This window comes from bacterium (assembly GCA_030247525.1).
Taxonomy (GTDB): Bacteria; Electryoneota; JAOADG01; order JAOADG01; family JAOADG01; genus JAOTSC01.
In genome coordinates, this window is sequence record JAOTSC010000078.1 from 1 (window position 1) to 15788 (window position 15788).

General features: G+C 45.3%; 8 protein-coding genes. 4 read left to right on the forward strand and 4 right to left on the reverse strand.

Annotation, left to right across the window (positions count from 1 at the left end):
• Positions 1-196 precede the first annotated feature (196 nt).
• Positions 197-1276, forward strand: coding sequence for a T9SS type A sorting domain-containing protein (locus tag OEM52_08470; GenBank protein MDK9700163.1), 1080 nt, complete (start codon positions 197-199; stop codon positions 1274-1276).
• Positions 1277-1356: 80 nt separating this feature from the next.
• On the opposite strand, the gene OEM52_08475 is transcribed toward OEM52_08470, so the two are convergent.
• The 3 genes from OEM52_08475 to OEM52_08485 form a co-directional block, all read right to left on the reverse strand.
• The gene (locus tag OEM52_08475; protein ID MDK9700164.1) at positions 1357-7068 is read right to left on the reverse strand and encodes a C25 family cysteine peptidase; all 5712 of its coding nucleotides are present in this window, start codon (positions 7066-7068) and stop codon (positions 1357-1359) included.
• A gap of 91 nt (positions 7069-7159) precedes the next feature.
• A complete protein-coding gene (locus OEM52_08480) occupies positions 7160-7507 on the reverse strand; it encodes a DUF1232 domain-containing protein (GenBank protein MDK9700165.1) in 348 nt (115 codons plus the stop codon).
• A 46-nt stretch (positions 7508-7553) separates the two neighbouring features.
• Positions 7554-7994: a hypothetical protein gene (locus OEM52_08485; GenBank protein ID MDK9700166.1), complete on the reverse strand. Its 441-nt coding sequence runs from the start codon at positions 7992-7994 to the stop codon at positions 7554-7556.
• A 259-nt stretch (positions 7995-8253) separates the two neighbouring features.
• Here OEM52_08485 and OEM52_08490 point away from each other — a divergent pair, with 259 nt between their 5' ends.
• The 3 genes from OEM52_08490 to OEM52_08500 all read left to right on the forward strand — a co-directional run bounded on the left by OEM52_08490 (position 8254) and on the right by OEM52_08500 (position 15424).
• On the forward strand, positions 8254-8634 hold the full coding sequence (locus OEM52_08490) for a hypothetical protein (GenBank protein ID MDK9700167.1): 381 nt from the start codon (positions 8254-8256) through the stop codon (positions 8632-8634).
• 493 nt (positions 8635-9127) lie between these two features.
• The gene (locus OEM52_08495; protein MDK9700168.1) at positions 9128-12649 is read left to right on the forward strand and encodes a TIR domain-containing protein; all 3522 of its coding nucleotides are present in this window, start codon (positions 9128-9130) and stop codon (positions 12647-12649) included.
• A 147-nt stretch (positions 12650-12796) separates the two neighbouring features.
• A complete protein-coding gene (locus OEM52_08500) occupies positions 12797-15424 on the forward strand; it encodes a RyR domain-containing protein (protein ID MDK9700169.1) in 2628 nt (875 codons plus the stop codon).
• Between the two features lie 39 nt (positions 15425-15463).
• Here OEM52_08500 and OEM52_08505 read toward each other — a convergent pair.
• The coding region (locus tag OEM52_08505; GenBank protein MDK9700170.1) for an NUDIX domain-containing protein at positions 15464-15788 on the reverse strand (325 nt) is incomplete at its 5' end.

Consider the following 15788-nt stretch of genomic DNA (forward strand, 5'->3'; position numbering starts at 1 on the left):
GCGAGAACCTTCGAGAAAAAATAGTTTGCTATGGTGTAATGTATTTATGTCAAACAATTAATCTGTGTCACATAGATATAATTGACATTTGCAATCTCAACTTGGATTTTGTTCATCCTTCCAGATAGATTGCCTCTACTGCAATTTCGCAGTTCTATACGCACAAGTGTGCGAGTAACAAACAAGGGGGAAAATTATGAATTCACGGCGATTGTTCATTCCGATCTTTATCGTTGTCCTGTTTGGTTGTGCAGCATTTGCACAAACATTTACCACGACCCATCCGATGCTATTTTCTACTGGTCCACTTGGTCCAAGTAGTACTGGTTTTGCTATGATAAACGTACCGGAAGTGGATGTAGTAACCAGCATCAAGATTAGGGCTAACATCACATTTCCAATCGTTGACGATTTGGAATTGAGATTAGTTAGTCCGAGCAACACGCAGCGAATCATCGCAAGTGCAGTTGGTTTGGGTGCGAATTTCACGAATACGGTGTTTTGGGACGGTGCTGCCCAGCCGATCAATGGAGGTGTAGCTCCATTCACCGGTTTCTTTCAACCGATGTTATCGTTAAATGTTTTTAACGGCGAACCGGTTAACGGCATGTGGATGTTGCAGGTGCAGAATTTTGGTGGTCAGTCCGGTTCAATCGATAACTTCGAGTTAGAATTGAACGCGGAACTACTTCCAGTCGAATTGAATTCGTTTAGTGCAGAAGCATCAAACAATCAAGTTCACATAAACTGGCGAACAGAATCGGAAACCAACAACGCTCGATTCAATCTTTACCGCTCGACTAACAGCGATCAGAGAGGTGACATTGTCGCCGAGATCGCCGGTCATGGTACATCGGCAAATCAGCATACTTACTCTTTTATCGATAATCGTGTTGTGAACGGTATGACGTATTATTACCGGTTATCCGATGTAGATGTGAATGGTATTGAGTATATTCACGCAAGTGTAGTTTCTGCGACACCAATGCAACGGAACTATACATCTGTTCCGGGTAAGTATAGCTTGAATCAGAATTATCCGAATCCGTTCAATCCATCGACTGCTATCGCATTCAAATTGGCGATAGGTGGGCATGTAACACTCACAGTGTTCGATATTCTTGGCAATGAAGTTAGCCGGATCGTTGATGAGAGTTTACCGGCAGGTGAACACTCAATCAGCTTCAACGCTGTTGAGTTACCTTCGGGAATTTACTTTTACCGGCTATCCACCCAGGGATTTTCTACCACCAAGCGAATGGTGTTGATGAAGTAGCATTACAAAACCTATGATAAAGAAACCCCCTGCAGTAATACAGGGGGTTTCTTGTTGTAGGAATCAGTTTATTGAGATGACTATTTCTTAGCGGAGATCTCAATGAAATCGGGTCCAGTAATTGGTGTGAATCGATGCACTCGGCGATGCTTCTGAGCAGATCGAACCTGCATCGAAGTAGCATCGGGAGTGGTCGATTGGATACCAATTGCCGGTTGATACGGCACTCCAGCCAAACGAGCTAATGTCGGGTTGGATGCCACCATAAACGGCGAAACCGCATTGACCCGATAATAGTAGTATGTATTGGTCGATGCTGTAGAATCATACCAGGTTGTCGCGCCATTGCTGACAAAGTCGACAATGTTTGTGTACCCAACTGTATCAATCTGGAAGTATGGGAAAATATCACGATAGATTCCGTAACCAGCTACCCGACCTAATGAAGCGTTCCAGCTTAACCGTGGGTACATGATTTGCAAATTCTCCGGCGGAGTCGGAGGTTGCCAACCATAACCGGTAACAGTGAATGTGTAGGGATTGTTTTCCGAATCGTTACTGGAAATTGTAACAGTACCGCTCAATGCCCCAAAGCTCGTGGGGGTAAAACGTAGCGTCATTGGAACTGCTGTCCCACTGGCGATGGTAGTCATCGGTTGAGCAGTACATGCGAAATCGCCAGTGACTGAAACGGCTGGAGTTCCCGTTAACAACAAAGCACCTAACCCTTCGTTCTCTACTGAGAATTGAAGGGAAGATGCTTCCCCGGGCCAGAGACTGTCAAATGAGACGGTTCCAGTAACGTTTGGTATGACTGTTTCACCTTGCCGAACAACGATTGTCGGATTCGGATTCCCAACTTGCATGATGACGGGAAGTACGTAGGGTGAATTGGTTGAATTTCCGGTAAAGGTAAAGCTTCCTACCAGAGAATCACCGGCAGTACGATCCATTGCATTCCATAACACCGAATAACTGGTTGAACTGCTGCCCGGTATAGAAACTGCCGTGACACTTGGTATCGCCCAACGGGTTGAGTATGTGAACCGAATCGTATTTGTGTCGGGAACAGTCGTATTGTTGTAGCAGTTGATGAATGATGTGCGGGTTTCATTCTGGAGTCCAACATTAACATTCACGTCTGCGCCGGTAACCTGTTGGTAATTGTAGTAGAAATTCCCATCGGCTTCCAACACGACTTGGAAGGTTAGCACGGAGGTTGTTGCCGAATTGTAGCGGGAGACTTGATTCCAAGCAAAGACTGCGCGGTTGTTCGCTGCATCCATGAGAACTCTGGTGTTACCAGTGTTACCGTTGGAACCAACTACTAAATCCGACCAGTAGGGAGCCAAGGCTGAAAGTAACGAGTCGGTCGGCATCGTATAGGTTGTACGATGATAAACTGCTGATGTTGTCGAATTGAAGGTTATCCAACCATTCGTACACATCCAAACCTGATTGTAATTCTGGCCATAGTATGAGAAAGTAAACGGTAAGGTAAATGGTCCGGTTGTCGCATCGTCGCCGGACGGTCCAGCAACTCCGGTCGAAGCATCGATCCAACGATAAGCGGGTCCACCGGGATCACTGGTTTGCTGCCAACCGCTAATTGAACCAGAACCAGTATTGGCTGATAGAGTACCGGTATAATCCGCTGAACCGGTGTTTTGAAGTGTAACGGTCGTGCGTATCGAATCGCCCGGAGAAACAATATTTGTAAGAGGATTGATCATGTTCAAAAATGCGGGTGTTTGCAACGTAAAGTTTGAGTTCGATGTGTCCCCGATTGTCGCTATCAACTCAGACATGACTCGTATTCGAGCTGTCTGAGTTGGTGGTGGCGACAACGTTATTGATTCAATCCCATCGTTCGTTGTATTGGATACAAGTGTTTCCCAGTTTTCAGAAGGATAACTCCGATTTAACTGAACCATCACAGTACCGGAGTTGAGTGACTTATTCCATGTCACGCTAATGGGTAATGAACCTGCTATCGTTTCTCCACCGTTCGGATAGGTAACAACAATGCGGGGGAATCCAATATAAAAGATTGCATTGGAAGTATCGCCGCCTGTGCCAGAAGTGGGAAGAATTCGGATCCGAGCCGAAGCAGTCGAGGAAGTACCGGTTACTACCCAGTTTTCGCTGCCATCGTTTGTCGTGTTTGTAAGGATTCGTTCCCAGGTTCCGGTGGGATAGGTTCGATTCAGGTCGATGTTAACCGAGGTTGCGGAGGGGGCACCCTGCCAACTGATTGTGGTTGCGGCTCCGATTGCCAACGAGTCGCCGCCATTAGGAGCTACAACTCGAAGATTCGTGTCAAGCTGAGTTGTCGTAAAGTACAACGCCCGATTGGAGTTTGCGCCTGCTGTAATCGATGCACTTCCGGAAGTATACTGATTCCAGTAACTATACTCCAATCCACGGGTATAGGTACTGTCGGCAATCCCGATACAGGCATAATCAACATCGCCACTGGGGTCACCGGTTGCGTTGTTAAACGTACTGTACTGAAACTTGATCGGAGCATCACCTGTAGGTGTTGAGTAAAACGAGGGATCAAAAATTATGATCTGGAACAGATTGGTCGCGCTGGTCCAGAGCGTTTGCACATTCCATGTCAACACGATACGATGATTCGCAACATCGTTATAGTAGTATACACCTTGTGGTGCGGAGCTCATTTTAAGGTCCATCCAGAAAGCTGCAAGAATGTTTGGCGGTCCCTCGTTTGCCGGCAGATGCCAAGCGCGGAAGTTGTCGAAATATGGATGATTCCCGAATGCTGCCCAGCCATTGGAACAAATTGTTAATGAGTCATAGGAAACACCATAATGCCGCGCTGCAAATGGTAACCGGATCCGTTGGTTCGCATCCTGGGTTTCACCGGCATCGTTGATTGTTAACCGCGTTCCCAAACCGTTGCTGATAATCTCAACCCAACTATAAGTTGGCGCCTGATTATAACCTACATCGGTGTTATCATAGCATAAGTATCCATAGCTATCGGGGCCGGTTGGATCGGTTGTTACACGTGTTCCAACGGTCACGCTAAAAATCATGGTATCAAGTACCGCCCCATTGGTGAAAACAACGCTCATCGGAATTTGAGTACCGCGGAGAATGTTACCACTTGTGGTAATCGTCCAACGTTGATCGGTCGCATTGCTTACATTTGAACCAATTGGAAGCGAAGCAAAGTTCACCGTCGGAGTGTTTACCGTTATTAACGGTGTGGAAGAAATCAACGTGGCAGTTGATGTCGTCGAAGGTGCCCACACCCCGGTGTTACGGACGGTCGTCGTAAGTAAAACTGACGTTCCCGGATTTAGTGTTGATGATGGTGTATATGACTGAAATGCGATCTTCATCGAACGGACAGTCATATTGTAGGTCAGAGTGCGAGTGCCGCCGGTATAAGTTAGGTTCAATACCATTGGGACAACATCATTGTCTTTCAGTCCAGCAAGTAATTGAACCCGAACCGGGGTTGATGAGTTCTGCGACGTTCTTGAAGCGATATTTGCCCATGAAGTATTGGCGTTCGAGATTATTACTCGCGGATCGCTGCATTGTATAATCCCAGTGATAGATGTTGCAGTACTGTTTCCGTAGTTTTGCAATGGAAGCATGACATCGACCGTCTCGCCGGGATTTGCCACGGCACTACTATTGCCTATTGTTCCACCGTTGTTGTCGTCATCGATGATTGGAGTTCCCAACCCGAGGTCGTTTTGTTGTGTAGAGATGACTACCGTATCGACGATTGGATAGTAATTCACTTCGGGTCCATTACCGGTCACTGTCACAAACAAGTTACCGGCAGTAGCATTCGTTAAAGCAAGGCTCACTGCTCCGCGATCATCGGTAACACCGCGGGCATACGTTTCATCGACGCCGCTGGCATTCTTTTTCCAAACAGTAACAAGCGCATTTGCCGCGGGAACATTGCCCGGGAGATTTACCGAAAGCGAGAGTTGATTGTTTCCAATTCCGAGCGTCTGAGGAACATCTGCCGTTATATAACGGGGAACCCCCGTCCAGAAGTTGGCAGAAATATCTCCCATCGCATTACACCAGTAAGAGAAGTTACTGACTGACCCAGATTCGCCAAACTGGAAATTCCGCCACAGTTGGTATTTTCCTTGGTAGTACATTGCGCCAGGAATATCATTTCCTAAAAAACCCATTCCATAATAAGCTCCGGTCGCAAGAACATTATTGAACGGAGGGTGTGTCGAAGCGGTTTGTGTCGAAAATCCGGTAATACCACCGCGCGGAGCCGAAGCCGAACCTAAACGAATCAAACCTTCATGCACACCGGTCGTTGTTGAACCGTACCATTCACCGCTTGAACAAGTAATATTGATCGAGACGAAACATTTATTTGTGTTTGTAATGCCGCTCAAACTGGAAGAACTGATTTCACCAATCCACGCCGGTCGATGCGCCCAAAAAACAGCGCCGGGTGAGAGTCGGGTGTTAATGGTCGACGTATTTACCGAACCGTTATGCTCATCATAATCGACATTCGGAACTCCACGCTGATTCATCGCCGACATCATGAAACGAATTGCTGCCCGATTGGAGTAGACGCTGTGTGAAATACCCGCATAACCCCAACCGTGACGAAACCAGGTTGTGTCGGTCATGAGCGGAGTGCGTTCGTAGTTAAGTGTGCGGTTGACTACCGTTTGTAATTGCGATATATCGGTTACCGATAAGCGCCCAACCCAGGCATCGGCTAAAATATCGCTGCCAGCCAATTGTGCATAGTAATGGTCGCTGTTACTTTGTGCCGGTAAAGCATAAGTACCAGCGGTTCCGCCATCACCAACTAACAACACTGTTTCTAATGGTGGATCATAACTCGTGTACGCGCTTTGAATCAAAGCCAAAATGCTGCTGTAGGTTGCGCCAGTCGTAACGGATTGTAAAACTACCGGATGTCCGGCAGCGGTTTTCCAGTCAGCAAACGGTTGAATCGTGCTGAGGGTCGTTGCATTGGAAAAGTAAATCATCATGATCTTGCCTGGTGGCGCAGAGATTGCATCCAACTCTAAGTCCTGCGCCCCGATGATGTCACGGTAGAATGCGGCAAAGCTTGGAACCGGACGGGGAGGAAGGGTGATTTCATTCTCACCATTACCACCGATGGGAACGATCTCCACTTCCAATGAAGTGCAAATCCGGATTGTTTGTGTTACTGGGTTGTACTGTACCGGTTGAAACCCTAATAAGGCGATACGAGCATCACGCATAATCGCTGGTTCCGACAATCGAACCGTTTCCGAGGGGTACCATCCATCAGTATTGTATGTCGTCGAATTCATCAAGAACTGCTTGGGAGTGCTGCCGTCATAGTCGGCTAAGTCGGTGGATTGTTGAGGTAACACCGGTAAGGAATTCGGCAATTCCTTGTATTCAGCCTTCAGAATCTTAAGTTCGACATTACCTTTATTCGGTAACCGAATCGCTCTTGACACCTGTGGTAGAATGGGATCACCTGATGTCCACAACCGGGTTTCCCCTTCAATGGTGATGAATGACCATTCCCGTTTATCGGCGAGCACTTGGTCGATTTTGATCGTAGGTTCATCAAACTTGATTCGCAAGTGTCCGATACCTAACACTTCAGTCGAAAAGGGAACATCCTCGCCAGTAGGAATTCCCGTGATTGCATCGTCATCCGGTGTCCAATCGCGAATCGCGAAGGCATTAGATGCGACAACGAATAGTGATAGAAGAACCAATACTAGTACAGGGTGAATAGAGCGATGATTCGCTTTCATATGTACTCCCAGCATCTCAAACAGTGTTGTGAAAGCGATCCGAAGGGAGGGACCAATGGATCGATGGAAATCGTGGAGATCACTCTCCAAATCAACTTACAGTATAAAGGTACAAAAGAACGAATGCAATACACCCGCTGATAATCCAAAGAGTTAACACGAATAGCACACCAAGCTTTCGCAAACCGCGATTTGTTTCGTAAAAAGCTGTGATCTGGCTCGCATGAGTGAGGTACAATTGCTTGGGAATCAACAACCGGACGAGAGCAATTCCGAGCGGTAGTAAAATGATATCATCCAATAGACCGAGGATTGGAATGAAATCAGGGATAAAATCGATCGGACTAACGGTATAGGCGATAACCAGTAACAGCAAGGCTTTTGCGTACCACGGTGTTTTCGGGTCGTGGGAGCAGGCGTATAGAATATGCAATTCCAATTGAATTTTACAGGTCGTTTGTTCGATTTTATCGCGCAGGGAAATGTCAGCCTCCCGAACGCTTTACTTTAGCACCAGCCTTGACTAATTCGCCTTCCAACCGGTCGCGGACATCCCCCTGTAATTGCACAGTCCAACCTTCAATAGTTCGTTCTACAGTACCGCCTACACCAAGGATTTTCTTCCATTTTGTTAGCCATTCCTTGGCGATTTGCTCGGAAAAAGCTTCGCTTCGGGCGGTTGTAACCGTTTTACCGCCATGTCCTTTGGCAGAACGCTGTATGGTTACCATTTTCTTCGCAATGGTACTCTGAGGGGTAAATGAGTTGTGTGCCTTTTCTTGTGTGATATCCAGTTCGCTTCCGAGAGGCGAGTCGCCTTTGAGTTTTGCGAGAACAGCAAATGGATTCTCTGGTGGTGAAACCGCCCCAGACGAAAATACTCGATCTGCTCGATTGACCTCTCGTTCCGGTTTTTTCTTTTGCATAGGGTTCTCTGTGAAACATTTGCTGAAATATGACAAACTGTGATGTGTCTTACAATATTCTTGACAACTCTCTCGAGAAAAAGTATCATAGGTCAACAACTTGATTGATCTGCATCACGAGAAGATAAGAAGTAACATTGTGAGTAGCGAAAGGTGATGGATTTGCCGACGCAGACCGACAACAGAAGTACTCAGATTTGATGAAATGAGACAGACCGGGCTGGTCTGTCTCTCTCTCTCACTCTCCCTTGGAGGTAGAATGCCCGTTTCGATGACTGCCGAACCGGTTCTTTTCTCGGAAATCTTTGCGATACCAAAAGCGGAAATGCAAGTGCTGGTTCGGGTGAAGCCCCATGCCCGTGTAACATTTGTCCCGCAATTCGAGGTGTACGATTCTCAGTTCATCGGTGGCTCGCGAAATCGGAATCGGGAGCGAAAGCTTTCCCCAGGAATGATCCGTTTTCTATCGGCAGTGATGAAAGTGGGCGAACATGCAGTTAAAGTGAAGTGGATTATGGCTGAGTGGGATAGTGTCGTTTTAACAGGCACAGAAACGGCAATCCGTAAACTACTTACTCATGAACAAGTGGCGAGTTATCAGAATCATCTCCGGATGCGTTCATTTTCCTTCACTTCGTAAAGCAAAATTAAAATTACCCCATTTGTAGGAGTTTATTGCATCTACCCCTTCAGTACCAACCACGCAACGTGCGCCAAATAAAATTCGGACCCGTGACTTTCAAAGAGCAAGGCAGTTTCTCTCAAAAACAAGTTGTCACTATTATCCAAAGTGACAATGAAGTATCTCTCCTCCAAATCAATTCATTGGAAGGTTGATGGTGATCTTGAACCATATTAAAGTGAACTGATTAGGATTTCGAAAACTCGAATAATTGATTAGCTATGCCACCCACACAAACCCTTGTCCGTGTTTTCGTCTCATCCACCTTCCGCGACATGCGTGCGGGTTGAATCTTTTGTTACATTTGTTTACGCCTTGTTTCGCGAAATGACTGTGAAACTTTTTAGTGTTGGAAGCTAACACTCTGTGATAATCTGATAACCTAAAATAGGCTTTTTCAATGACTACTGAGTTCCGTTGCCCTAAGTGTGAATCGACGAACATAGTCGCGGTGCCAGATACTGATGTTTGGTACTGCCGAAATTGTAAGCAGAATTTCGAATCTGTAAATTGCAGATGCCACGAGATCAAGGCAGAAAATCCGCTCCGAATATTTCTCAGCTATGGTCACGACTCCAATGAATCGCTTGTCATACGCATCCGAGATGATCTAACGACCAGAGGTCACGATGTCTGGTTCGATAAGCACGAGATTCAGTTCGGTGATGATTGGCGACGAGCGATCACTGATGGGATTGTCCATAGTAACCGAGTTTTATCGTTTCTCTCGAAACATTCCACACGTGACCCTGGCGTTTGTCTCGATGAAATTGGGATCGCCATCGGTGTCAAAGGTGGCAATATTCAGACAATCCTTGTCGAGAGCGAAAGTGAAGTCAACCCTCCTGTAAGCATCAGTCATATCCAGTGGCTCGATATGCATGACTGGCAAGAACGTAAGAATTCGAGCCAATGGAAAAGCTGGTATCAATCCAAGCTTCAGGAAATCATTCGAGTCATTGAAAGCGATGAGAGTCGACGATTTGCTGGTGAGATTGAAATACTCAAAGGGTACCTAACTCCAATCATATCAGATACCCGAATCGCCGCCATGATGAAAAAGAGTTTCATCGGTCGAAAATGGTTGTTCATGGCATTGGAGGATTGGCGGAGCGAGGACAATAATTCCCGTCTGTTTTGGATTACGGGTACCCCGGGTGTTGGTAAAAGTGCCTTTGCAGCAAATTTAGCTCACTTCGGACGCGATAAGGTGATTGCTGCCCAATTCGTCGAATGGGATAAACCTGATCACCGGGATGCCCGACGAGTAGTGCAGAGTATCGCTTTTCAATTGGCGACCCGATTGCCCGACTATCGGCGATTTCTTATAACGTTACCGGAAATCAATCAACTTGGTACAAAGAATCCTGCTGAGTTGTTTACCTACCTGATTACTGCACCACTGACGACAACCATTCAGGGAAATCGTGAACGGTACCTGATCATCATTGATGCGCTGGATGAAGCGAGCGAGGGGGGACGCAATCCGCTCGTTGAAATGCTCGCACGCGATGCACAGAATCTGCCCGATTGGCTTAGTCTCGTCATTACTAGTCGCCCAGAAAGTGCGGTTACAGCTCCATTGCAGGGTATGAATCCAATTGTAATTGCAACCAACTCCGAGTATAATCTTGCAGATATTCGAGAATATCTGCAGTATTCACTTGCCAGCCAACTGCAAAATCGTACCGATGCCGAATCGTTAGTCGAGCATATTCTCGCGAAAAGCGAAGGGGTGTTTCTATACGTCGAGCGATTCTGTGAAGACGTTAAGCAGGGACACCTGTCGTTGGATCATCCTGAACAATTTCCACAGGGACTCGGCGGGGTCTATTTCCAGTTTTTCAAGCGACAGTTTCCCAACCAGATAGAATACGAAGCGAAAATTGAACCTGCGCTCGGTGCAATACTTGCAGCTCGCGAACCGCTTCCAGTCGAGATTCTGCAGAAGCTGTTCGATTGGCGTGAAACTGAGTTCAAGAAATTTCTCCGTACACTCGGCTCACTGTTTCCTGTCATTCAAGAAAAAGGTATTTATGCAATCAAACCATACCACAAGTCTCTAATCGATTGGTTAAGTGATGACACGAAAGCGGGTGAGAATTTCGTTAGTATTATGGAAGGACATAGGTTATTGGCAGATTGGGGGTGGAAAGATTTCGTCGCAAATCCAGCAACAATGAATTTATATTTTCTAAAACATTTACCAATGCATCTAAAATTAACTGGAGATATATCACTTAGCCAACAAGTAAGATCGAACAAAAAATTTTTAGAGGCACGTGATACTCGTTTCTACGGTCCAAGAAAAGAAATGAAAGTATTTATAAGTTCTGCTTTTCAAGATACGCAAGCAGAAAGAGATTATTTAGTTCGACGTACATTTCCTGAACTTAATCGACTTCTTTCAAATAATAGGATAAATGCAATACCAGTTGATTTAAGATGGGGAATTCCCGACGACAATATGGCAGAACATTCTTGGCTTGAGTTGAAACAAGTTATTTTTAAGGAGATTGACGCATGTCGTCCTTTCTTTATCGCTCTTATTGGAAAAAAGTATGGTTGGATACCTTATGGTCAAAATACCAGTACAATCGAAGATGAACTTAATTATTCAATTTCCAACTCGCTTGATCCTTCGATAGGAAAGTATCTTTACAAACGAGAAGAAACATCGTTAGCGAATGTTCCTGTCAATGAACTAGAGAATTTTTCTGAGAGTACTTATAGGGAAAGAGATTCAAAGCAAAAAATACTGTCTGAGTCACTTGACGAAAAGCAAATAGTTCAACGCTCGTATTCGTGCTATTGGGATGAAACACGCAAACAATTATGGGGTTTGCAGGAATTTGGCAATCTAGTTTTGAACGACTTGTACGAATCGGCGCTGAAAGTATACGGTGTAGTGTCACAATTTTCGAATAAAAATGAGATTAAACTGCAAAACGACTACACATTTCGACTAATGAAAAATGTTGTTGTTAAGCCGCTTGATATAAATCAACTAACATCACTATTCACAAGTTCGCCTATTGTTAAGCTATGTTTGACAGGTGAATCAGGTGTGGGCAAGTCAACAATGTTGACTTGCATTCTAGAAAACCTGCAAACTAACCCAAGGTTCTATCCTGTTTTTCACTATGCGGGTACTTCAGGCAAATCACTAACAGTCCGCGGTGTTCTTGAAAGTTGGTCAGAACAATTGCTTGATTGGATTAATGTTCCATTATTGAAAACAACTTCCGATGACGAGTTACGTACTGCAGTTTATGATGCTTCACTTTTAGCACTTGACGAATATCGAATAGTTTTCTTACTAGATAATGCCGACTGGTTAGAAAGTTGTATTGGACCAGAAAGATTGAACTGGCTACTTCGATCAATTCCTGAAACTGCTAGTATACTTTCGAGCAGCAGAAATGTACAACGTTTTGAGCAATTCAATCTACATACAATTCATTGTATGTCTAGAGTAGAAATGCGCAGATTAACTAAGACTACACTTTCAGAATATTCTAAAGAACTATCTAACCGTGAATTAGATTTGATCGTGAATAAACCAGGCCTCGCAAACCCAGGTAATTTAGTGCTATTCTTAAGGCTATTAGGAACATCAGTACCGCACAGAGATTTATTAACAGATTATCTTCAGAGTTGGCCAGACACCTTCACCGGTTTATGTAACGTTTATTTTCTTTCAATGGAGTCAGATTATGGTGTAAAACAGGTAAGATCAGTTATGGATAAAGTACTTTCGATTGATTGTAAACCGTCCGAAAATGACAAGTTCTCAGATTCAGATCTAGAAATAATTCGACAGATTTATTCTGTTTTCCCTGAGTATACTACTCCAGTCGAGGATGGTCTAAACATTCGTCCGGGTGAATTATATAATTTTATTTATTCAAGGTATCGCCCGAATCCCGATATCTTTACACCGAGCGTGTGTAAGCGTGATACTCATGATTAAAAACCTTTGGTATACTTGACCAACGCTTGAACGATCTAATCGTCAGGTCACACTTGCCGAAGCAGTAGAAATTCTTCAGTCACAATTACAACCAGTGGAAACATGATTTTCTTTTGTATTTTGTGTACAACTTAACCCGAGCGAACAATGAACAACAGCGATTTCGTTGCTAAACAGGTAACCATCTTCAAAGAGAGTCGTCACTACTTTGACGAGTTAAAAAATGTGATCATTGCTTCACTCGACGGCTTTTCCCGCGGTTTGCGCGGAATGTCGTTTGTGCATGGCAGGACGAAGGAGATTGCCAGCTATGCAGAAAAGTGTATCCGCAAGCAGCACAAGTATCAGCACCCTGCTTGGCAGCTCACCGACCCGACCGGGGTGCGGATCATCGTCGAAACTGAGGATCTGCTCGCGCCGGTTTGTCAATACATCAGATCGAACTTCGAGATTGATGAAGCCAATAGTGTCGACAAAGCGACTGAGTTGCGTGAATCGGAGTTCGGTTATCACTCGATTCACTTTATCGTTTCTTTGAAACCGGGTAACCCGTATCCCCTTCCCAACATCTCTCAAGAACTGTTTCAATGGCGTAGTGCCGAAGAAGCGAAAGCAATGGGGATCTTGCCGGGTCCGATTTTCAAGGCAGAAATTCAAGTTAAGACGCTACTCGATCACGCCTGGTCGAATATCCTTCACGACAATCTGTATAAGATTGATCTTAACAAACGCCCCCGGCCTGTAGTCCGCGAAGCTTCGCGACTGGCAGCTACACTCGAGAAGATGGATACCTCTTTTGTCGATTTGTTGCACAGTATTGATGAATATCGCTCATACTACGGTGCGTACTTGTCACCTGAGAAAATCGAAGCGGAAATGCAGACGCAGGAGATTGTGCTTTCGCAAGATCGTGGAAACAAAGCGGTCGCTCTGAAAATCGCGCAAATGGCGAACTTTACCGACAACACTGTACTGTTACAACATGTGGTCGATGATATTCTAACTGATTTTCTGACCAGTGACGATCATCGCTTCCAACGCGAAGTTGGCAAAATTCAATATCGCCTTGGTCAAGTACATTTGGCGATTGAACATCTAACTAATGCAACCGAATTGAAACCTGACGATACCGATAACTGGTGTGAGTTAGGTCAGGTGTATCAGGAGCAAGGAAATTATTCGTCGGCAAAGCAATGTTTCGAATCGGCTTTTACGATTCATCCGGAGTACCCACGAGCATTGCTTGGGTACATCGTGACGAAACTACTCGATGGTGACAATAATACGTTCTTACCGCTTTTGCGACACAATCTTCTGCAATCGATTACGATCTCAGAGAAACGCATCGATGCCGGTACACACATTCCCTTTGCCTGGTACGACATCGGTTTTGCTGAGTTATTTTTGGGTAATCTGAACAAGTGTATCGATGCCTTCGGGAAAGCGATTTTACTTAGTCATTCGGTCGCAAATGTGGCGAAAACCTATCATACGTTGACGGGACTTCATGCCCGGCTGAAAGATAGTCGAGAATTCGCCGATCTGTTTCATGTCGTTCGAGCATACTTCCGTGTCATACTTGCTGGTCGGTATGAAAAAGTTAATTTGAAAATGCTCGAAGCCTATGCGAATAACCACTGTCAAGACGAACGATTGACAACAGTTCCAATTGATCGTTGTGCGGAACTGTTCGCAAAAGATCGTCCAGTTGTGATTGTGGCTGGGTCCTGCGGTGCAGAATTCAGTGCGCATGTTCGTACCTATTCATCCATCTTAACGACCGCATTTGAGAATTTCTCTGGAACGATTTGCTCTGGTGGCACGACAGCTGGGATCTCCGGTATCGTTGGCGATCTTCCCGATCCAGAGGGAAAGATAAACAAAATAGCCTACTTGCCCGATCCTTGTCCGGATGAGGGGAAAATTCATTCTGCTTATACTCTACGCCGAACGACCACCAAAAAAAATCCCCGGAATTATTCGATACTGGATGCTATCATTCTCTGGGGTGATATTGTCGCATCTGGTATCGCTCCTCAAGACGTACGTTTATTGGGAATTGGGGGTGGAGATATCTCGGCTTTCGAATATCGGCTGGCACTTTTACTAAATGCAAAAGTTGGTATTCTACCGAAGAGTGGCCGCGCTGCTTATGCGATTTCCAATGATGACGAATGGAACTCCGTGAAAACGCTGACCTATTCTATTAGCGAAGAGACAACCAAGAACGCGAGACTCGGTCTGATTCAATTGCCGGAAGATGCGGAAACAGTTCGCGCGTTCATTAATCCGGCTCCGATCCCGGTACTGTTCGACACTGCTACCCGCGATGCAATGGCGCAACGCGTACACGAGCAGTTTATCGGTGGACAGCGTACCGTACTCGTCAATAGTCAACCTAATTTGCGCGATTGGGAACAATTGGATGAAACGTATAAGGCAGCTAACTACGCTCAGATCGATATCATCATCGAGAAGATCCGTCGAATTGGTTTATCCGTTAGGCAAGTCACTGGCCGGGACATCGTCAACTTCGACATTAAACCGTACATCGATAAGTTAGCTGAAATCGAGCACGGGAACTGGAATATGAATCGATTGCTGAATGGTTGGTCGTTTGGTCAAGAGCGCGACAATACTAAGAAAATTCACCCTTCGCTCATTCCCTGGGTCGGATTACCGCCATCAGAAAAGCAGAAGGATATCGATTTTGCAAATGAAATTCCATCGATGTTAGCAGCGGTCGGTTTCGAAATCTTCGATCCTAAAGTGTAATAGAATAATAACCCGGTCCATTCTAGCCGGGTAATCTCGTTAGTTTATCATCCGCTTTTCACGTAAATCATTGATTACTTTGCGGAATGGTTCTATCCACTCAAGTCGCTCTAATTCATCGAAAGTGACCCAGCGGAAATCATCGTGTTCAAAACTAAGTTTCACATCGCCAGAATTGAGGTGACCTGACATAAACAAATAGATTATGTGATATTCTGATTTGCTTGCTTCAGAAACCCCAAGAGGATGTTCTACAGTAACTGCTAACCCGGTTTCTTCGCGAATTTCACGATGTAAAGCGACATCGAAGCTCTCACCTGGATCGACTTTGCCTCCGGGGAAATCCCACCCTCCAGAATTGTGA